The sequence below is a fragment of the Thermococcus sp. M36 genome, assembly GCF_012027355.1.
In the GTDB taxonomy this organism is placed as follows: domain Archaea; phylum Methanobacteriota_B; class Thermococci; order Thermococcales; family Thermococcaceae; genus Thermococcus.
On record NZ_SNUH01000001.1, the window covers coordinates 1179326 to 1196972 of the forward strand.

General features: G+C 54.7%; 23 protein-coding genes and 2 tRNA genes. 6 read left to right on the top strand and 19 right to left on the bottom strand.

Translation table 11 applies throughout. From position 1 onward, the window contains the following. Positions 1-28 precede the first annotated feature (28 nt). The 9 genes from E3E36_RS06485 to E3E36_RS06525 all read right to left on the bottom strand — a co-directional run bounded on the left by E3E36_RS06485 (position 29) and on the right by E3E36_RS06525 (position 6403). The gene (locus E3E36_RS06485) at positions 29-565 is read right to left on the bottom strand and encodes an inorganic diphosphatase (RefSeq protein WP_167894437.1); all 537 of its coding nucleotides are present in this window, start codon (positions 563-565) and stop codon (positions 29-31) included. 111 nt (positions 566-676) lie between these two features. Further along, on the bottom strand, positions 677-1681 hold the full coding sequence (locus tag E3E36_RS06490; protein ID WP_206203488.1) for a DUF5305 family protein: 1005 nt from the start codon (positions 1679-1681) through the stop codon (positions 677-679). 47 nt (positions 1682-1728) lie between these two features. Then, positions 1729-2721, bottom strand: coding sequence for a hypothetical protein (locus tag E3E36_RS06495; RefSeq protein WP_167894438.1), 993 nt, complete (start codon positions 2719-2721; stop codon positions 1729-1731). After that, positions 2718-3791, bottom strand: coding sequence for a signal peptidase I (locus tag E3E36_RS06500; protein WP_167894439.1), 1074 nt, complete (start codon positions 3789-3791; stop codon positions 2718-2720). Before E3E36_RS06500 ends, E3E36_RS06495 begins: the two co-directional genes overlap by 4 nt. A gap of 52 nt (positions 3792-3843) precedes the next feature. Next, positions 3844-4380 (bottom strand): DUF1102 domain-containing protein, encoded by a 537-nt coding sequence (locus tag E3E36_RS06505; protein ID WP_167894440.1) that lies wholly within the window; start codon positions 4378-4380, stop codon positions 3844-3846. A 13-nt stretch (positions 4381-4393) separates the two neighbouring features. After that, positions 4394-4987 (bottom strand): DUF1102 domain-containing protein, encoded by a 594-nt coding sequence (locus tag E3E36_RS06510; RefSeq protein ID WP_167894441.1) that lies wholly within the window; start codon positions 4985-4987, stop codon positions 4394-4396. Between the two features lie 267 nt (positions 4988-5254). After that, a complete protein-coding gene (locus tag E3E36_RS06515) occupies positions 5255-5701 on the bottom strand; it encodes a hypothetical protein (RefSeq protein WP_167894442.1) in 447 nt (148 codons plus the stop codon). A 4-nt stretch (positions 5702-5705) separates the two neighbouring features. Then, complete coding sequence (locus E3E36_RS06520) at positions 5706-5921, bottom strand: hypothetical protein (protein ID WP_167894443.1); 216 nt, start codon at positions 5919-5921, stop codon at positions 5706-5708. A 406-nt stretch (positions 5922-6327) separates the two neighbouring features. Beyond that, positions 6328-6403, bottom strand: a tRNA-Gln gene (locus E3E36_RS06525). A gap of 108 nt (positions 6404-6511) precedes the next feature. Between E3E36_RS06525 and E3E36_RS06530 the strand changes: the two genes are divergently transcribed. The 4 genes from E3E36_RS06530 to E3E36_RS06545 all read left to right on the top strand — a co-directional run bounded on the left by E3E36_RS06530 (position 6512) and on the right by E3E36_RS06545 (position 9594). Beyond that, positions 6512-6589, top strand: a tRNA-Pro gene (locus E3E36_RS06530). Positions 6590-6685: 96 nt separating this feature from the next. Then, positions 6686-7420 (top strand): ATPase domain-containing protein, encoded by a 735-nt coding sequence (locus E3E36_RS06535; protein WP_240911779.1) that lies wholly within the window; start codon positions 6686-6688, stop codon positions 7418-7420. A 10-nt stretch (positions 7421-7430) separates the two neighbouring features. After that, on the top strand, positions 7431-7835 hold the full coding sequence (locus tag E3E36_RS06540; protein WP_167894444.1) for a hypothetical protein: 405 nt from the start codon (positions 7431-7433) through the stop codon (positions 7833-7835). 61 nt (positions 7836-7896) lie between these two features. Continuing rightward, on the top strand, positions 7897-9594 hold the full coding sequence (locus E3E36_RS06545; protein ID WP_167894445.1) for a DUF4910 domain-containing protein: 1698 nt from the start codon (positions 7897-7899) through the stop codon (positions 9592-9594). Here the strand turns inward: E3E36_RS06545 and E3E36_RS06550 are convergent. Further along, entirely contained in the window at positions 9582-9923 is a 342-nt protein-coding gene (locus tag E3E36_RS06550; protein ID WP_167894446.1) for a transcriptional regulator, read from the bottom strand. The two genes, E3E36_RS06545 and E3E36_RS06550, sit on opposite strands and share 13 nt — an antisense overlap. 68 nt (positions 9924-9991) lie before the next feature. Then, positions 9992-10639, bottom strand: coding sequence for a metallophosphoesterase (locus E3E36_RS06555; RefSeq protein ID WP_167894447.1), 648 nt, complete (start codon positions 10637-10639; stop codon positions 9992-9994). 520 nt (positions 10640-11159) lie between these two features. Here E3E36_RS06555 and E3E36_RS06560 point away from each other — a divergent pair. Next, positions 11160-11954 (top strand): nitrilase, encoded by a 795-nt coding sequence (locus tag E3E36_RS06560; protein WP_167894448.1) that lies wholly within the window; start codon positions 11160-11162, stop codon positions 11952-11954. Here the strand turns inward: E3E36_RS06560 and E3E36_RS06565 are convergent. From E3E36_RS06565 to E3E36_RS06595, 7 genes are all read right to left on the bottom strand, one after another. Next, positions 11920-12723: a class I SAM-dependent methyltransferase gene (locus tag E3E36_RS06565; protein ID WP_167894449.1), complete on the bottom strand. Its 804-nt coding sequence runs from the start codon at positions 12721-12723 to the stop codon at positions 11920-11922. The two genes, E3E36_RS06560 and E3E36_RS06565, sit on opposite strands and share 35 nt — an antisense overlap. A gap of 76 nt (positions 12724-12799) precedes the next feature. Beyond that, positions 12800-13540 (bottom strand): hypothetical protein, encoded by a 741-nt coding sequence (locus E3E36_RS06570; protein WP_167894450.1) that lies wholly within the window; start codon positions 13538-13540, stop codon positions 12800-12802. Beyond that, complete coding sequence (locus E3E36_RS06575) at positions 13527-13946, bottom strand: DUF1648 domain-containing protein (RefSeq protein ID WP_167894451.1); 420 nt, start codon at positions 13944-13946, stop codon at positions 13527-13529. Before E3E36_RS06575 ends, E3E36_RS06570 begins: the two co-directional genes overlap by 14 nt. A 58-nt stretch (positions 13947-14004) precedes the next feature. Further along, positions 14005-14373, bottom strand: a complete 369-nt coding sequence (locus E3E36_RS06580; RefSeq protein ID WP_167894854.1) for a PadR family transcriptional regulator — start codon at positions 14371-14373, stop codon at positions 14005-14007. A gap of 5 nt (positions 14374-14378) precedes the next feature. Beyond that, positions 14379-15083: a YhfC family glutamic-type intramembrane protease gene (locus E3E36_RS06585; protein WP_167894452.1), complete on the bottom strand. Its 705-nt coding sequence runs from the start codon at positions 15081-15083 to the stop codon at positions 14379-14381. 2 nt (positions 15084-15085) lie between these two features. Then, a complete protein-coding gene (locus tag E3E36_RS06590) occupies positions 15086-15424 on the bottom strand; it encodes a heavy metal-binding domain-containing protein (protein ID WP_167894453.1) in 339 nt (112 codons plus the stop codon). Positions 15425-15475: 51 nt separating this feature from the next. Beyond that, positions 15476-16183 carry a hypothetical protein gene (locus tag E3E36_RS06595; RefSeq protein ID WP_167894454.1) on the bottom strand — a complete coding sequence of 236 codons (708 nt, stop codon included), beginning with the start codon at positions 16181-16183 and terminating at the stop codon, positions 15476-15478. Positions 16184-16358: 175 nt separating this feature from the next. On the opposite strand from E3E36_RS06595, the gene dph2 reads away from it, so the two are divergent. After that, positions 16359-17384 (top strand): diphthamide biosynthesis enzyme Dph2, encoded by a 1026-nt coding sequence (gene dph2, locus E3E36_RS06600; RefSeq protein ID WP_167894455.1) that lies wholly within the window; start codon positions 16359-16361, stop codon positions 17382-17384. A 4-nt stretch (positions 17385-17388) separates the two neighbouring features. Here the strand turns inward: dph2 and E3E36_RS06605 are convergent, their stop codons facing one another. Next, on the bottom strand, positions 17389-17646 hold the full coding sequence (locus tag E3E36_RS06605; RefSeq protein ID WP_167894456.1) for a hypothetical protein: 258 nt from the start codon (positions 17644-17646) through the stop codon (positions 17389-17391). Position 17647 lies beyond the last annotated feature (1 nt).

A 17647-nucleotide genomic window follows, 5' to 3' on the forward strand; every position in this document is an offset into this window, starting at 1 on the left:
CTCCCTTGGAATAAGAAGGGAAAAGAAATCACTCCTTCTTGCCGAACTTCTCTTTGTACATCTCGATGGCCCTGAGGATCTCTTTCTTGGCCTCCTCGGCGCCGCCCCACCCCTCAACGGTGGTGACCTTGCCCTGTAGCTCCTTGTACCTCTGGAAGAAGTGGGCTATCTCGTCGAGGAAGGCCTTCGGAACGTCGTCGATGTCCTTCCAGTCGTTGAAGTACGGGTCCTCGACAGGAACGGCGAGAACCTTCCAGTCCTTGTCTCCGCTGTCCTCCATCTTCATTATGCCTATCGGCCTCGCCTCAATGATGGTGAGCGGGTAGACAGGTTCGCGCATGATGACCATGATGTCGAAGGGGTCGCCGTCGTCGTACCAGGTCTGCGGGATTATTCCGTAGTCGACCGGGTAGAAGAACGGGCTGTAAAGAACTCTGTCGAGCTTAAGAAGGCCAGTCTTCTTGTCGATCTCGTACTTGTTCCTGCTCCCCTTCGGGATCTCTATGAGCGCGTAAACGACCTCTGGAACCTCCGGCCCGGGCTCAAGCTCGTGGAACGGGTTCATCTCTAACCACCTCTTACCTCTTGTAGAACTTCTAGGTTAGCCTTTCGGATAGGGCTTTTAAAGTTGTTGGTTACGAAAACCAGAAAAGCAAGAGGGGAAAGGGGAGGGCCCTCAGTTGGCCTCATCCCCTTCCTGGGGCAATGGCTTCCGGTACTCGTAGATTACCTCGCCGTCGACAACCGCGTAGACGTCCTGGTTGTCCTTAACGTAATGGACTATCGGCTTGTCCACGAGGTCGAAGACCTTCTCGAGGTCTTCCACTGAGCCAAGTTCTACTGGGTCTATGGCTCCAATCTCGCTCGGAACACCCTCCACAATGAACTTCCTCAGTCCCTTCAACTCGTCTTTAGGCTTCTTCTCCCTGTGGGTGTATGCGAATCCCAGAGGGGGTATTACGAAGAGCAGCGCCATGATCGGGAACAGTGTTCTGGCTGTGGACACGCTGACGTTTTTGCCGATAAAGTCTATGGTGTTCACCGTTGTGTTCGTGTACCTCTCGACCTTTTTGTACTCCTTCGTTGTCTCGCTCAGCTTCAGCATCCCCGAAATGTCCTTGATAAGTGTTATCTTCTGGATGAATGGCTCCCTCCCGGGTACCTGAACCTCCACCAGAAGGTATGTGTCTACGTTGGCGCGGAACAGCCCGGTCCCCTCCTGTATCCTCTTCAGATTTTCGTCCAGTTCTGTGATGTTAAACGTGATCGGCACGGAGAACGAGCCCACGAAGTTCCCGCTTCTGATGATCCTTGTGGTGTTCTTGATGTAGATCTTGTTCTTATTGGAAACGACATAATAGTCCGTTCTGAGGGTTGCCCTGTAATTGCTCTCTGCCTCCAGGGTGCTTGAGTAGTCGTAGTTTCCCTTTATTAGTCTGGTTACTCCCGCGGGATAGTACTCAAGGCTGGTTCCGTTTTTGTAGACTGTTTCATTTGAAAAGAAACCTACATGGCTGAGCTCCCCTTTCTCTGCGTAGAGCGTCCTGTAAGTAACCTTCGTTGTTGTCGGGTCGGTCGTGTAGGCCATCCCAGAGTATACTCCAAACAGGACGGCGAGCCCAATGAAGACTGCCAGTGTAATCCTGATAACCTTATCCTTATCAACAGAAATCTCCTTCATAAATCAACACACTCCCGATAATATTGTACAAGGGAAAGACCTCATGATCATCCCCCATCTCCGTCGCACTGGTTATGGCACGATCCGTCGCAGCAGTTATCACAGCACTCATTGCACGCCACGGACACCCAGAGGCTGTTGCTGATGATGCCATAGCCTTTAATCTCTGCCCCTTCGTTCAGTATGTAGGGTCCGCACGATGTGAACTCCTGATGGTTTCCTCCGTTCGTTCTGGTGAATATCGTTACGTTCATGTGCTCGCTTCCTCCCGCGGGAACCGTGACGTTCCACTCCATTTTTGTCGCCGGCTGTGATTGATGCCCCCCACAGTTGTGGGAACCGCCCATGTTGGCGGGCCAGAACATGTACGTCCCAGCGCTTGCGCTGGTTCCCGCCAGGCTGACGTTGAACTCCGCGGGTATGGTGTCGATTATCGTCAGCTCAAGGGCTTCACCGGTGGGGTTCGTCACAACTATCTGGAACACCCACTCTTGGTAGGTCTCCATGGGTATGTCGCTCGTGTTGCCTGAGAGCAGTATTTTCTGGATCTGGGGTCCGCTGACTACGATGAGCTTTATCGGGCATGCGGATATTGATGCTCCACCCCCCTCCCACGTGGCATAGATGTCCACAGGTATTATGTATTCTCCGGGATCAACATCCCCTGCGTTCACGTATCCCCAGAACGTGTATTCCTCGTTTGGAGCTAGCGTTACTGGAACGCCACCCTCCGTTTCCACCAACACATCTAGTCCCGCGGGCAGACCAGAGTAATCGGGGTACAGTGCCACATCAACGTCCTTGTTCTCTGGCAGATAGTTCATTATGGTTAACGCGTCAAAGTCCATCTCAGAGTTGATCTCCACAACGACGACGGCTGCATACCCTTCATCACAGACGAATCCTATGTACTCTTTATCGTGGGGTACGACCTCAACCGTGGCCCTTCTGGTGGAGTTGTAGCTGTTGAAGTTCCCGCTTGAACCAACCACTAAAAGCGCTCCAAGTATGAGCGCCACAAAAAAGAACACTGTCTTCATGTCCAACCATCTCCTGCTATTTTGCTTAGGAGGCTTCTCCTCCGGATCCTGATTCTAATTGCCTCTCCCTTTGCTATGTCTGCCAAGTAGTAGAACGCGAGCAGTATTGCGGTCAGCTCCAGTGTGTATGGAATCAGCGGAAGGTATGGGTTCAGGTTGTACAGCAATGTTACTAGACTCCCCGGGAGTATAGCTGGATACGAACGCACCGTTATCTCCTCCCGGTATATCCTGGTGTCCTCGGGAACGGAAACTTTCATTAGAATCTCATGTGTGCTCCTTCCGCTCATCTCGAACTGCTTTTCGTTCAGAAAGGTTATCCTGTCGCTTTGTGCCTCGATGAAGTAGTGGAACGGGTAGATCGCTTTGTTCTCAAGGCTCAGGTTTTTCTCAAACGTGCTTCCCGGGAGGTACCAGCCCTCCCTCTGACCCCCTGCGAGGGTTGAGGAGTACGTGAAGGCAAGGGTTCCCCATGACGCGACCGTTACAAAGAGGAATCCTGCAACTATGACCACGGAAACGGCGGCGTAAATCGTACGTGTGTGTATCCTGATAAACCGCTTTTTCCTACCGTGTTTCCTGTTATTTCCCCCGCTTGAAAATGTGAGGAACGCCCCGAGGAGCAGTATTACAGCAATCGCGTATATGCTGGTTAATCTGGCCCTGATGGACTCTATGAACCTCCCGCCCCCCCGGATAACTAGGGGATGGTCTCCTATGGTTACAACCTTCCCAACCACGTCCTCTCTTTTGACCGAAGGATATGCATCGTCCTGCTGGTCCGTGGCGACATTGTTGTCTCCCTTTGTTATGTACCCCTGGTCCGTAACCGCGAATATCCTGTGCACGGTCCAGCCGTCCCGCCTGTGGAAGACTATTATGTCGCCGACGTCCCCTCCCTTTGAGAAAGGATTTATGAAGAACAAGTCCCCCTTGTTTATCGTGGGGGTCATACTTTCAGAATAAGCGTAGGAAATCAGAACGGGTCTGTCAAGGACGAATCCCATTACTGAGGTGATCAGGAACATGATGGCAATGAAGATTATTATGTTTCCTATCAGCTCTTTCATTGGTAAACCCTTCTCAAATCAAAGATTTGGGGCAAAGGCCCCCAAAATGAAATCATGTATTGCATGAACCTGCGACTGCCTCAACGCTCATCTGGAACTGGTAGGTTCCAAGGCTGCTGTTGGTGTTGTCGAAGATCATGCCGATAGGCACGGGGTTGCCGTGGTCAACCGTGAACTGCAGGTTGTTTGAGGGGCCCGCTATGGGGCTGTCGTAGGGTCCTGCGAAGATGAGGACGTCGTCGTGCTGGGTCTTTATGGTAACACAGATCGGGTAGTTGGTCTGGTTGTTCTCCCAGAGGTCGTTGCTGACCTCAAACATCTCCTCGAACACGTACGTGGTGTTCGGGCTCATGCCGAGTCCGCCGTCGTCTGGTCTGTTGAGGTTGTACTCGCTTATGTCAATGTACAGCTTCCCCGCGTCGTAGGTGGCGTAGGGCTGGAGGGCCGTCAGGTCAATGAGCTCGTTGTCGTCGGCCGCGACATGGAACGAAGCGCTCCTGTCGGCTTCGTAGTAGCGGAAGTTGGCTCCCGCTCCGACCGCCAGAAGCATCCCTATCATGAGTATGGCAAGTCCGAATAGTTTGTTCATTTTTTTCGCCCCCTCACTGTCCGCACTTACCTACCAGGTCTCCCGGCTCGGTGCCGAGCCTGTAGGCTTCGATGTGCATGGTCGCGGTCTGGGTTGTGCTGGGCGCGTCGTTTCCGACGGTGAAGTCCATACCGACTTTAACCGTGTCGCCGGGTCCGACCACAAAGCAGACGTCGTTCTTGGCCATGTCGCTGGCGTAAACAACTGCTCCAGTGGAGCTGTCATGGACGTCGTAGTCCGCACCGTAGAACTGTATACCGGTGTTGTCGCTGGTGATCCTCACGACTATGGTCATGTTGTCTTCCCAGAGGTCGTTGCTGACCTCGAACATCTCGTCGAAGTTGTACTCCGAGTTCGGGCTGAGGCCCATTCCGTAGCCTGGGTAGTTCGGGTTGTCCGGGCTTATGTCGACCACCAGGACGCCGCCCTCGTTTATGTACGCATAGGGCTGTATCGGGGTCAGATCAATAAGCTCATTGTCGTCAGTCACGATGTCCCAGTGGACACTCCTGTCGGCGTTGTAATCCCTGAAGTTGGCTCCGGCTCCCAGAACGAGGCCGAATGCCACCAACAGGCCAAAAATCCCAAGGGCAATATTCTTTCTCAAATTTTTCGCCTCCTTTTGGAGGCACTGTGGGAACAAAAGCGACAGTCGGTAAGCATGCAAGGTTCATCGCCTAAACCTCGTCTCACACTCACGTCCCTGTCATATCCTGCTGATGTCAACGCAGTGCCCCTTGGCGGGCGGCCAGTACGGCCGCACCACATTCAACTTGAGCCTCTGAGTATATAGTAAATTCCGAGTTACTCACCGGTAACGATACGTTACCCAACCAAACCGCGCCCGTTTCAGCAGAAGCGGTGCTAACCGGGGTCAAACCAGCCGGCTGACCCTCTGGTGGTGGATGATGCTTATTGCGAGGTACACAGTGGACGCGAAGATTAGCAGAACGTTGTTGAGGTACAGCCCGGTCAGGATAAATATGAGGGAGGTTCCCATATAGAAGGCGCTCCAGCTGATGTCGTGCTTGTTGACTATCTCCATGTAGACCGTGACGTCGTCGGGTATGCTGAGGAGCGTCACGACGCCGTGTCTGAACGTTATCACTCCCTCCCGCTCCAGCTTGGGGATGTGGGTCTGGACGAGGCTCACGTAGATGCTCTTCCTGTGCCTGCTGTTTGTGTCCCCCTCCTTCTCCGCTATGTACTCCACCAGCTCCCTGAGCTCGGCGTGTCCCTCCTTCTGCTGAAGGAACTCAATCATCATCATCCTCCTTGGATTTCCGAGTATTGCTGTTGAGCTGCCTATGTTTCCTGCCATGTTATCACCGCAACCTGTAGTGCTTCCTCTTGTTCCCGTTGGTGTAGAATGACTCCACCTTCTTCTGTTCGACCATCCTCCTCAGGGTTCTCTCGACCCTCTGCCGCGTGCACTCAAACCCCCTTTCGTTCAGGAACCTGGTTATGAACGCCACACTGAGGGGCCCGTAGGGACTGAGCAGACTCTTTATCTCGCCTTCCAGACTCACCGTCCTGTTCATCTCTCCACCTCCGTGTTAGGCGCCCCGTGGGTAACACCTGCATAGTGCATGTTCTCGTAGGAGTATTTAAAAGTTCCTGAAAAGTTCGATTTTTGGATTTTACGGGCTGTAAGGCGTATTCTGTGTAAAATCACGTATGTGGGATTCGGACTTCCAACGTGGGGCCTTTTTGGAGATGTTTTTGTTTGGAGGCCCCCACGTGTTTTGAAGATTCTGCAAGATTCTGGAGAAACGGCGCCGCAGGACACCGGACGCTCCCTTGTGTTGGATCACATCTAGCCTTTTGGGGCAGGAGAAGGGTGTTCCCCAACGGGACAAGGTACTTCATGTGGTGTAACTTGAGGTTCGATAATAGAACTCCAGAAAGGATTGAGGGCGGGGTTCGAAGGTCTGGAGCCCAGATGAATGGTAGCCCCGCGGGGATTCGAACCCCGGTCGCGGGATCCAGAGTCCCGCATGCTTGGCCGCTACACCACGGGGCTGTGCCCGTTGATAGGTTCAGGGTTGGATTTATAAATTTTGCCCTGCGCGTGGGGGGACACCCTCCGTAAACTTTATAAGTCAGTGGGCTCCCCTTAACAGCGGGCAGTGGGGCCGTGGGGTAGCTTGGCCTATCCTTCCGGCTTCGGGAGCCGGGGACCCGAGTTCAAATCTCGGCGGCCCCACCATAGGGCCTTTTCTGTGAGCAGCCGATGTCCGGCACTGGCTCCTGCCGCTCCGCTGTATACTTTTGGGACCCCCATCCTTAAATACCCGCGGGGTGTATGGTGTGTGGTGGGAACGAGATGTACGTCGGTGATCTTCTCAGGAGCCTCGACAGGGTTCCGACTGGCATCCCCGGTCTCGATGAGCTGATAGGAGGGGGCTTTATCCCCGGGAGGGTTTACCTGGTCATAGGTCCCCCCGGGAGCGGGAAGACGACTTTTGGGGTTCAGTTCCTCGTTGAGGGGGCCAAAAGGGGGGAGAAGGGTCTGTTCATTTCCCTCACCGACAGCCCAGAAAAAGTGACCCAGGACATGCTCCGCTACAACTTCGGCATCCTGTCCCACATCCAATCACGCAGGATAGTGTTTCACGATATGGGCGAGGCTATTTTTGGGGCGGGCAGGAGGGCCACATGGAGTGAGGTTCTTGAGGACATCCTGAGGATAATAGAGGCGGAGGATGTGGGGAGGGTTGTGATTGACTCCTTTACGTCCCTTGAGTACTCCGTTATAGACCCGGATCACAGGAGGATAAGCGTTGGGAGGTTCATAAGGAAGCTGTACGGTACGGGGGTTACGTGCCTGATCCTCAGTGAGATGCTGGCCTCGGACACCTACACCGACGAGTACTATCTGGCCGACGGTGTTATAGTCCTCCACCACTTCATGCGCAACTACCGGATGGTCAGGGCGCTCCAGGTTCTGAAGATGCACGGCGTGGCCCACGACAGCAACCTGAAAAAGATGCGCTTCACGGAAGACGGCATCAGGGTTTACCCGGAGTCCCCATTCTGAGGTGTCCCCAATGGATGAGCGCAAGAGTCTGGTCAGAGAGGCCTACGAGTTCGGCTACTTCGTGGGCTACAGGGGGCACAGCGAATGGGCCGAATGGGTCCGAGAGCGCAGGGAAAGGCTCTATTCGAGGGCACGGGAGCTCGACGTCTACGAGCTTGTCAAAAACGCCTACAATCGTGGAAAACTGGATGGGGCAAAGAAGAGGGAGGAGGAAATTAGGAAGGGTCTGGACAGGGAGGCCAAGGGAGAGGAACGTTCAGGGCCAAGGACTGTCCCCCCGGAAGGTGAAGAGGTTACGCCGGTAGAGGCGGAGTTTGTACGCTTCCTTGAGACCACGCGGCTTTTCCTTCCTCCGGATCTTTTAGACACCCTGAAGCACCTGAAGCTCCCGAAGATGCTCCACATTGGCCGCTGATTTCTCCTTTTCCATGCGAGCACCTTAAATATTCGGTGGAATATTATCCCTGGGGATAACCATGAGGCGCTTTTTAAAGGAAGCCGAGGTTTTCGATTCCTCAAAGGTTCTCCACTACATAGCCGAGATAAGCCAGTTTCACAGGATACAGGGCTCAAAAGAGCTCCCCGAGGCGGTTCGCTTCATAAGGGAAGAGCTCAGAATATGGGGAATCAACGCGGAGCTTTACGAGGAGTTTTACGATGGCAGGAGCTGGTTCCTGACCCTCAAGTCCCCCATAGCCTGGGATCTGGTGCACGGAAAGGTTGAGGTTCTAGATAAGACCCTAACGACCTCTCAGAGTCCCCTCATCGTCATGGCGCACTCCCCCAGCGGAAAGGCCGAGGGTGATGTAGTCCACATAGCCCGCGGAGAGGACTGGAAGAACGCTGAGGGAAAAATAGTCCTGGTTGGGAAGGAATGGCGCGACGCCTATAGGAAGGCCAATGAGGCCGGAGCGGTGGGCTTCATAGCCTACCGTGAGGGGACTGGGGACGCGATCCCGTACATCGGCCTGTTCCTGAGCGCGGACGACCTTGAGTGGGCGGGAATCCCGGCCGTCGCTATTCCCGAAAGCCTGGCCAAGAGCATAATTGGAAAGCTGAACTCCGGGGAAAGGGTCGAGGCTAGGATCGAGGTTGAGGCCCAGATAAACGAGCGTCAGGTTCTACCGATTCTCTATGCCGAGATTGGGAAGGAGCCGTTCATTCTCTTCACCGCCCACATCTGCCATCCGAAGCCCGGGGCCAACGACAACGCCAGCGGCAGCGCAATGCTCATGGAGCTGGCGAGAATTCTCAACCGGCTGTACGACGACTCTTTCCGCTTCGGCTTTGCCTTTCTCTGGATCCCGGAGTACTACGGCACGCAGGCCTTCGTGGAGAGATACGCCGAGCTTGAGAAGTACTATGCGGTCATAAACCTCGACATGGTGGCTGGGAGTGAGGACAGGGCCGGTTCGACCATTATGCTTGTAAGAACTCCGCTCTCTCGCTTCTCCGTTGTTTCGGGTCTCCTTGAGTACTTCCTGGAGCTGGCCAACGGGGCTGGGAAGAGCTTCTCAGGAAGCCCTCTCCCCCGGCTGAAGCTCAGGGCCTACCCCTACGAGATGGGTAGCGACCACGACGTGTTCAACTTCTTCGGAATTCCGTCGGTGATGCCGATAACGTGGCCCGACCGCTTCTACCACTCCAGCGAGGACACTATTGACAAAGTGAGCAAGGAGAGCATCGCGGTCATAGGGAGGGCTGTTCTGGCCACCGTCCTGGCACTAGCAAAGGCCGGAGACAGGGAACTGCGGCGCTTCGCAAGGGGCTATGCAATGAAGTACCTCGGAGAGCTGTCGATTGAGGCGGAGACGGAACTCTCAGAAAAGCTAGTCATGATGGGCCTGGCAAGAGACTCGCGCTTCCTGGGGATTGGGCTCGGGTACGATTTCGAAAAAGAACCCTGGCTCCGCTGGAAGGTCAGAGGGCTGATCTCGGAGCGTTTCCTGCGCAAGAGGGACGGCAGGCTCGCCGACGAATTTCGGGCCCTCACGAAGGACAGAAAAGTTCTGGTCCACCTCCATGAGCTCCTGATGCTGGGAGAGCTCCTTCCAAAAGAAGACGCCTTTCGGGCCCTGAGGGAGGAATTTGGGGACGTTGAAGAGGAAAAGCTGGAAAAGCTGGTGCTGCTGCTGGAAAAGGCCCGCGTTGTTGAGGCCGCTCAGTTCCTCTGACCCGACGGCTTCTTCAGTTCCTTCTCGATTTCGTTTATTTTCCTGAGGAGGTTCTCCTTGATGTGTTCGAGAACCTCACTGGGGGACACCGCCGTGTAGACGTAGCCGAGCCACCCCTGTTCCACAAGCTTCCTCCTTAGGATGCCCTTGCGGTAAAGGCTCAGGACGTGCTCCCTCACCGAACGCTCGCTTATTCCGAGCTCCCGCTGTATCTCGGTTATCCTCATGGGTTCCTTCTTCTCCAGGAGGAGGCGGTAGATCCTGAGTTCTGTCTTTTTGATGCCCAGGGAGCGGAGTAGTGCCTCAAGCCTCTCATATACGTCGCTCATCCCTCATCCACCTGATTTACTTTTGTCCCACCTCTGAAAAGTTAGCTTCATACCTTAATAAACCTTGTCTATAGGGATATGCTGCCCAGGTACACCCCTTCTGGCAGAAAAACATCTCCCGTACTTGAGTTTTTGAGAAATGGGACCATCTTTATCCCATCTCTGACGTCGAAGCCCTCTATGAACAGATTTATGGACGGTAGCACCAGGAACTTTTCTACCCTGAGGAAAACCTTGGTCTTTCTTGCCGTCCCTCCGCTCTTGAAGGTGTAAGCGGGGTGTATATGCCCCAGATAGGCCTCTGAAAAGTCCTCTCCGGGGAGCAAGGTGTGCCCATGAAGGAACAGCTTTCCATCAACGGAGAGGTGTTCGACGACCCGGACGTTTGGGAACTTTTCGGCAACTTCCTCTATCCTTCCGTCGTGGTTGCCCTTGGTTATCACCGTCGGAATCCCGCGTAGATCCGAGAAAAACCCCATCAGGAGGCGCTTCATCGTGAAACTCAGCCCTATCGGCTCCTTGACGTCCCCGAGGATAACGAGCAGGTCCGGGTCTTTTTCGGAGATAAAGGTCGCGAGCCTCTCTTCGAAGTGCGTCCTTATCCTCAAACCCCGCGAAAGCTCGAACCCGATGTGGGGATCCGCTATGAGGAGTGTCCTTCCATGTGAAGTCTTGATCTCAAGGGACAGCCCCTCAAAGTCGTCAAAAGAGTCCATAGAACCACCAAAAATACCAAATTTGGGAAAAGGAAGGACGTCAGATCAGCCCGCGCTCCTTCCTGCGCTGCCTCTTGAGCCTGCGTATCCTCTTCTTGATCCACTTCCACCTCATCCTTCCCTTCTTCTTCCACTTCCTCGGGCGCCTCTTCATGATCATCACCCCTGAGTTTTCTCTCCAGCCTTAGCTTTAGGGGTTCCTTTTTAAGCTTTTCCGTGGGGGAAAGTTTTTCCCTTTCCGACGGCGAAAAAGGTGTTCAGACGCCCGTGGGCGGTGAAAGGGGCGCCGGAGCTTCGGGTTTAATCTTTAGATTTTTCCAGTTTTTGGTGGATTTTTATCTGTGTTTTACTAGATGTGGTGGCATTTATCTGATGTTGCGTTTTTTTGAATATCGCAATTGATATTCTGGCCGCTGAACGTCGGCAAAATTGGCGAATCTCCACGTAAATCTGTGATGGATGTGCCGGCATCATCCGCTAACCTTATTTGTTTTGAGTACAACTTCTCCCAGGTGATGTTATGAAGGTAGCCTATGTCCAGATGAACCCGGTTTTCCTTGAACCCGAGGTCAACTACTCGAAGGCGGAGGAGCTCATAAGGGCCGCCGCAGACCAGGGCGCCAAGCTCATCGTCCTCCCCGAGCTCTTTGACACAGGGTACAACTTCAGGAGCAGAGAGGAAGTCGAGAGCGTCGCTGGCCAGATTCCGGACGGCCCGACGACCCGTTTCCTCATGGAGCTTTCGAACGAGCTGGGGGTTTTCATCGTGGCCGGGACCGCTGAGAGGGATGAACACGGAAGGCTGTACAACTCGGCCGTCATAACGGGCCCGATAGGGAGCGGCTACATAGGGAAGTACCGTAAGGTTCACCTGTTCTACCGCGAGAAGCTCTTCTTCGAGCCCGGAAACCTCGGCTTCCACGTCTTCAACATCGGCATAGCCAAAGTCGGGGTGATGATATGCTTCGACTGGTTCTTCCCCGAGAGCGTCAGAACTCTGGCCCTGAAGGGGGCCGACGTAATAGCTCACCCGAGCAACCTCGTGATGCCCTACGCGCCGAGGGCCATGCCCATAAGGGCGCTTGAAAACAGGGTCTACACCATCACTGCCAACAGGGTCGGCGAGGAGTTCGGTCTGAAGTTTATCGGCAGGAGCACGATAGCGTCGCCGAGAGCTGAAGTTTTGGCCATGGGCAGCGAGGACGGGGAAGAGGTGGGAGTCGTCGAAATAAACCTCGAACTCGCAAGGGACAAGAGGATTAACGAGATGAACGACATCTTCAGGGACAGGCGTCCGGAGCACTACTCACTTTGAGTTCCGCCGCCTTTTTCTCCGGTTTTTTGAAGACGAGGACGTTTCCAACACCTGTGATACCGTGATCCTCCCTCCTTATGAGCCCGTACTCCCTGAAGAAGATGCTCCCGATTGCGAGCTGTGTGGATATGTCCCAGTAGTGGAAGTCAACAGTGCCAATCTTTTTGAAGCCCGGGAGGATGTAGTAGCCCCGTTTAAACGTCCCTCTGACGAAGTCGTAGCCCTCGTGCATTGAGGCTATGGTGTAGTCCTCCTTCCTGCCCTCGATCATGAACTCTCTGTAGCCCGCCCTGTAGAGTATTCCGTAAACCCTGTCCCCGTCCTCGATAATGAAGAGGCCGTCGTCGCTCAGGACAAGCGCAACGTTCGCGAACAACCTCACCGCGTCGAAGGGGTCGAAGTGCGGCATGGTGTAGCCCCAGAGAACGGCTACATCGTGCTCCCCGACGAGGCTTGCAACTTCCCTCGCGTCGCCCTGAACGGTCTTGAGCTCTGGGCTTATTCCCCCTATATCAAGCCACTCTTGGGCCAGTTCGAGGTCGTCCTTTCTGGCGTCGAGGACCGTGAGTAGCCTCGCGTTGGTGGCTTTCGCAAGGGCGACCCCGGCTATGCCCGTCCCGGCGCAGAGGTCAAGGACCCTCCCTCCGTGAGGGAGCTGTTCCCGGATTGATTCAAAGAACTCTGCTATTTTCCTGAACCTTTCCCTGGCCAGCTCCTCCCTTGGATCCATCCGCCAGTTGATGTAGCGGTAGAGCTCCTCCAGGGACATACCATCACCACGATGAAGAATGTATGGAATTATTTAAATCCATCGGAATATGGGATGCCGATAAATCCCCGGGGGGCTAGTAGTAGCCCTCCTCGTAGGCTCCCGTGAGGGCGATGAAGGCGGCGTAGAAGATAACGCCGAGCGAGGTCATAAGAAGCAAGACGACGCCAAGCGGCCCGGGCTCGTAGTCGAGCGCCACCAGGGTGGTCTCTGCCGTTATCAGGCCGGAGACAAGGGTCAGTGCCCCTGCGAACTTCCGTGCCATGACTCCGGAGAAACTGGGTGCCAGCTGGAAAACGAGCGGGCGGGAGGTGAGGAATGTTAGCGCGAGGAGCAGAATGAGCGCTCCGCCAATGATTGGGCTGGTCTCCCTTGAAACGTTTCCCATCGCGGAGAAAAGTGCAAAAACCCCCAGAAATGCCGCCTGGAGGACAATGTATGTCTTTATATTTGGCGGCTCTATCTTTCTCCCCGACCCTTTGGGAGCTTCCTTTGAGAACTCCTCTATCGCGTACTCCCGCTTTGCGGCCAAGTATGCGAGGAGCGTCGTTGTTCCGAGGCCAAGGAGCAGGACAGCAACTAGCCATGCGAACGTCAGAAACGGGGAGAGGATTATAAGAAAAACTCCGGTGAGGATCGTTCCGATTCCTGAAACGCGGTTGGCCCTTCTTCTCGCCCTCTCCGAGATGTGGGTGTAGCCTATCCTGAACCCTATTCCAGGTTCACCTTTCGAGGTAAATGTAAGGACTCCCGCGGCAATTATGCCGAGGCCGATGAATGCCGCCCAGAGGATTCTGAGGAGCTCATACCCGTCCATTCACGCCACCTGTAATCAGGCGATAAATCCCTACGAGAACGGCGGCTATGAGGAGAACCCCCGCGTAGCTGACTGCCTTCCCGGAAGTAAACCCCGCATTGTAGAGCACCGCGGTAGACATAACAACGATGATTCCGGCGCTCATCAGGGTCATGAGCTCAGTCCAGGCTTTTATTTTCCCGGGATAGATGCGCATCCGCAGGGAGAATTCGGAGTTTTTCGCGAGTAGCGTCAGGACAAATGGCAGAAGCCACACAAGGGTGGGCAGTCCGACCACGCCCCACAGCTTGTCCGAGAAAGTGTCCGGCGTTCCGGAGGACTTGAAGTGCACCGCGATGGTCTCTGGGAGGTTATTCCACAGAGCCGCGACCAGAAAGAGATACGCACCGATAAAAACAAGTTGCAACAGGAGATAGAACCGCACGGAGTTTTCCATCCAAGGGAAATTGAGGACGGATCCCTTTTTAGTGCCCATCACTACTTCCCTCCATCCTCTCCAGAGTCTCCATTATTGCTCCTATCTCCACCTTTAGCTCACTCAGGACTTCCCTGCCCAGCTTCGTCAGGGAATAGTACTTTCTTGGTCTTCCTCCAACCTCTGCCCAGGTGTCCCCCACCAGGCCGGTCTTCTTCAGGCTCTTGAGGATGTCGTATAAAGCACCTTCACTCGGCACGATTCTGCCGTCACTGAGCTCCTCCAGTCTTTTCCGTATTGCGTAGCCATGGAGCTCTCCCTCCCTCTCCAGGAGCAGAAGCACTAGGTACGAGTAGAGTCCGGAGCGGAGGTCTTTTCTCAGCTTCTTGAGGGCTTTCTCCTTTCTGTCCACCAGCACGTCGCTCACCACAGGGCTTCCTCTTCCTTCGGGAGCTCGACCTTTGCCTTTGGAATCATGTAGTACAGCAGTCCCAGTGCGGTGAGGGCGGTTATAAATTCTACCGCGTACATGACCGGCTCGCTTTTCGTGAGCTGGTAGTATGCCGCCAGCGAGTCGGTGACCGTGTGAATGCCTATCATCGCCAGAAGGCCCGTCTTTCCATAGCCTTCCCTGTAGGCGTACGCGAGGTATATTCCGGTTCCGACGTGGAAGAGGACGACGAAGTACCGCTCCAGCATCGAAAGGAGCGCCGTGCTTAAAGGTACGTCGAGCGGCTTCCCAGTGGCCAACGCCCCAGCGAGGGCCGCTCCGGCTATAACGAAGACCTCCGTTATTCCGAAACCCAGTCCCATGAACAGGCCGGTATTCAGGCTCTTCCCCTTCACCAGGAGGTACTTTGCCCCCTCCTGAACTATGCCAGCGATGAGCCCGAGCCATATCGAAACACCCATGACAAAGGCGGTTCCCCTGGCTATGACGTCGGCGTTGGACTTTATCCCCATTCCAAGAAGCGGGAGCTGCTGGACGGGGTTCTGGATAATCATTGCAATGAAAAACGCGGCTAAACCGAGAACGAACTCTCCCCACCTCTGCTTTTCAAAGCCTAGGAAGTAGAGCGTCGCCCACGCCAGCAGCCCGCCGAGTATGGGGAACGGAAGGAGGTACATGCTCACTCCTCCTCGATCCTCTCAACGACCACCGCCGTGCCGTAAGCGTATATCTCGGCCATGCCTGAGGCGACTGCAGATGTCATGAAGCGGACGCCTATGACCGCGTTTGCCCCCATGTCCTCGGCGTGGAGCTTCATCCTCCTCAGTGCCTCTTCCCTGGCCTCTGCCAGCATCTGTGTATACTCCTGAACCTCTCCGCCCTTCAGGTTCTTGAAGAAGGCCATTATGTCCCTCCCGACATGGGTTGCCCTGACGATACCGCCCCTCGCAAGGCCTTTGACCTCAACCACGCGATAGCCGGGGATTTTCTCGGTGGTCGTTATGAGTACATCACCCATACCTATCACCCCGATGCATCGAACTTCGAGGTATTATTTGCTTTGGAATATTTAAGGCTTTCCCCGGTTGAAGCCCCTGGCGCGGAGGTCAACAAAGAATATCACCGTGGCTGTGCTCAGGGTCAGGGAGAGGGGAGCCGATAGGAGCAGGCCGACTATAAGGCCAGGCACTCCAGTGTTCGTTACGATGAGCGTCAGCGGGACTGAGATGAATGCCCCTAGGGCGAGGTACTTGAGGGCGTAGTCGAGGTATTCGCCGCCTTTCTTTGCGAGTCTGAGGCTCTCCACTAGGGCATCCATGAATCCGAGACCGTCGATTGAAATCAGAAACGGTGTTCCGTAGACTGCGTAGAGGAATATGATGAGCCCCAGAAAGGCCAGGAGGAACATAAACGGTGAGGCCAAGACGGTGAGGATTAGAAGCATCATGACCGCGTAGAGAATGGCGTTAAACTTGAGAAACTCGGGAAAGTCCCTCCCTGCGTTCTTGAGAAAGCTGCTCTCACGCATCAGAACCTCATCCCTTATGCTTCCAACGTAGCCTGCTTCGAGGTAGCTTCCAAGGAGGATGAGGAGCACCATGAAGGTTATGCCTTCGGGGGAAAAGGCAACACCTGAGGCTTTCGCTGGAAGGGAGACGAAGCTCCAGAGGGTGGGTACAGACTCCGGCAGAGGAAACTGGATCCCGAAGTGGGGACCTTCGACGTTTAAGGCTCCGATGACCTTCCCGTAGTCCATCAGGCTCATCACAACAGGCACTGGCAGGAGCCATTTGGTCTCCTTAAACTTTTCCTATGCCTCTCCAAGCAGCTCAAGGAACTCCACCACGTTGTTCACCGTTTTATGTCTGGATTCTCGGTTTTTAACTCTTTCTAATGGTATTTATGCCGATGGGCATTTAAAGGCTTTTCCGCTATGGACTGCGGTGAGTTCAATGCACGAAGTTTCGAGTGGCGAGATACTGAAAACCCTTCGAGAGCTTAACGCTAAGCGGGTGCTCATCCAGACACCTGAGGGGCTGAAGAAGGAAGCCCAAGCCTTGGCCGATTTCCTTGAGGAGAACGGGATCGAGGTGATAATAAGCGGGGATATAAACTACGGTGCCTGCGATCCCGCCGACGCCGAGGCGAAGAGGCTCGGCTGCGACGCGCTGATACACCTTGGCCACAGCTACATGACGCTCCACCTTGAAGTTCCGACGATATTCGTGCCGGCCTTCGCCAGGGTGGACGTTGTTCCGGCCTTGGAGAAGAACCTGGGGGAAATCCGAAAGCTCGGGAAAAGGATTGCCCTCGTCACGACGGCCCAGCACATTCACCAGCTCGGCAGGGCAAAGGAGTTCTTGGAACTGTCCGGTTTTGAAGTGCTCATTGGTGAAGGTGACTCCCGCGTCAGCTGGCCCGGCCAGGTTCTCGGCTGCAATTTTAACTCCGCCAGAGTGAGTGCCGAGGGTATTCTCTTCATAGGGGCAGGATATTTTCACCCCCTTGGAGTGGCCATAGCCACCAAAAAACCTACCCTAGCGGTTAATCCATACTCCGGCGATGCGATGTGGATGGACGAAGAGGCGGAGCGCCTAATAAGGAAGCGCTGGGCTCAGATAGCGAAGGCGATGGAGGCTCAAAAATTTGGCGTCATAACCAGCACCAAGAAGGGCCAGCTTCGCTTGGCTGAGGCGAGGAGGATAGTCAACCTCCTCCGCGAGCACGGGAAATACGCGAGGCTCATAGCGATGAACCACATCAGCTATCCTGCCCTTGAGGGCTTCGACTTCGACGCCTACGTCGTCGTCGCCTGCCCCAGGGTCCCCATAGACGACTACGAGAACTGGAGAAAGCCCGTACTGACACCGACTGAGGTTGAAATACTTCTGGGCCTGCGCGAGGACTATAGGTTCGATGAGATACTGGGGGTGGGAGGCAGCCTCTTGGAGCCCATAGGGATCAGCGTTAAAAGGTAGCGCGTCACCGCTCTTTGAGGGATCTGATGACAGTGAGGGCGTCTTCCGTTGTCCTCACCCTTATTCCGAGACCCTTCTCATCTGCTATGTCCTGCAGTATCTTCTTTGTTGGGAACTCCCCAAGGAAGACCGTCATGGTGCGGTATATCTCTTCGGGATCGTCGTTTTTTTCCAGCTCCCTCACGGCCTGTCCTATGCTCTCCAATATTATGCTCAGGAAGCCGTACTTCCGTTTTAGCACGGCCAGTATTTCTTCGGCCATA

What these genes read in the sequence shown, in the direction of transcription:
- E3E36_RS06485 (WP_167894437.1), bottom strand. Translation starts at nt 565, where the DNA reads ATGAACCCGTTCCACGAGCTTGAGCCCGGGCCGGAGGTTCCAGAGGTC.
- E3E36_RS06490 (WP_206203488.1), bottom strand. Translation starts at nt 1,681, where the DNA reads ATGAAGGAGATTTCTGTTGATAAGGATAAGGTTATCAGGATTACACTG.
- E3E36_RS06495 (WP_167894438.1), bottom strand. Translation starts at nt 2,721, where the DNA reads ATGAAGACAGTGTTCTTTTTTGTGGCGCTCATACTTGGAGCGCTTTTA.
- E3E36_RS06500 (WP_167894439.1), bottom strand. Translation starts at nt 3,791, where the DNA reads ATGAAAGAGCTGATAGGAAACATAATAATCTTCATTGCCATCATGTTC.
- E3E36_RS06505 (WP_167894440.1), bottom strand. Translation starts at nt 4,380, where the DNA reads ATGAACAAACTATTCGGACTTGCCATACTCATGATAGGGATGCTTCTG.
- E3E36_RS06515 (WP_167894442.1), bottom strand. Translation starts at nt 5,701, where the DNA reads ATGGCAGGAAACATAGGCAGCTCAACAGCAATACTCGGAAATCCAAGG.
- E3E36_RS06520 (WP_167894443.1), bottom strand. Translation starts at nt 5,921, where the DNA reads ATGAACAGGACGGTGAGTCTGGAAGGCGAGATAAAGAGTCTGCTCAGT.
- E3E36_RS06535 (WP_240911779.1), top strand. Translation starts at nt 6,686, where the DNA reads ATGGTGTGTGGTGGGAACGAGATGTACGTCGGTGATCTTCTCAGGAGC.
- E3E36_RS06540 (WP_167894444.1), top strand. Translation starts at nt 7,431, where the DNA reads ATGGATGAGCGCAAGAGTCTGGTCAGAGAGGCCTACGAGTTCGGCTAC.
- E3E36_RS06545 (WP_167894445.1), top strand. Translation starts at nt 7,897, where the DNA reads ATGAGGCGCTTTTTAAAGGAAGCCGAGGTTTTCGATTCCTCAAAGGTT.
- E3E36_RS06550 (WP_167894446.1), bottom strand. Translation starts at nt 9,923, where the DNA reads ATGAGCGACGTATATGAGAGGCTTGAGGCACTACTCCGCTCCCTGGGC.
- E3E36_RS06555 (WP_167894447.1), bottom strand. Translation starts at nt 10,639, where the DNA reads ATGGACTCTTTTGACGACTTTGAGGGGCTGTCCCTTGAGATCAAGACT.
- E3E36_RS06560 (WP_167894448.1), top strand. Translation starts at nt 11,160, where the DNA reads ATGAAGGTAGCCTATGTCCAGATGAACCCGGTTTTCCTTGAACCCGAG.
- E3E36_RS06565 (WP_167894449.1), bottom strand. Translation starts at nt 12,723, where the DNA reads ATGTCCCTGGAGGAGCTCTACCGCTACATCAACTGGCGGATGGATCCA.
- E3E36_RS06570 (WP_167894450.1), bottom strand. Translation starts at nt 13,540, where the DNA reads ATGGACGGGTATGAGCTCCTCAGAATCCTCTGGGCGGCATTCATCGGC.
- E3E36_RS06585 (WP_167894452.1), bottom strand. Translation starts at nt 15,083, where the DNA reads ATGTACCTCCTTCCGTTCCCCATACTCGGCGGGCTGCTGGCGTGGGCG.
- E3E36_RS06590 (WP_167894453.1), bottom strand. Translation starts at nt 15,424, where the DNA reads ATGGGTGATGTACTCATAACGACCACCGAGAAAATCCCCGGCTATCGC.
- dph2 (WP_167894455.1), top strand. Translation starts at nt 16,359, where the DNA reads ATGCACGAAGTTTCGAGTGGCGAGATACTGAAAACCCTTCGAGAGCTT.
- E3E36_RS06605 (WP_167894456.1), bottom strand. Translation starts at nt 17,646, where the DNA reads ATGGCCGAAGAAATACTGGCCGTGCTAAAACGGAAGTACGGCTTCCTG.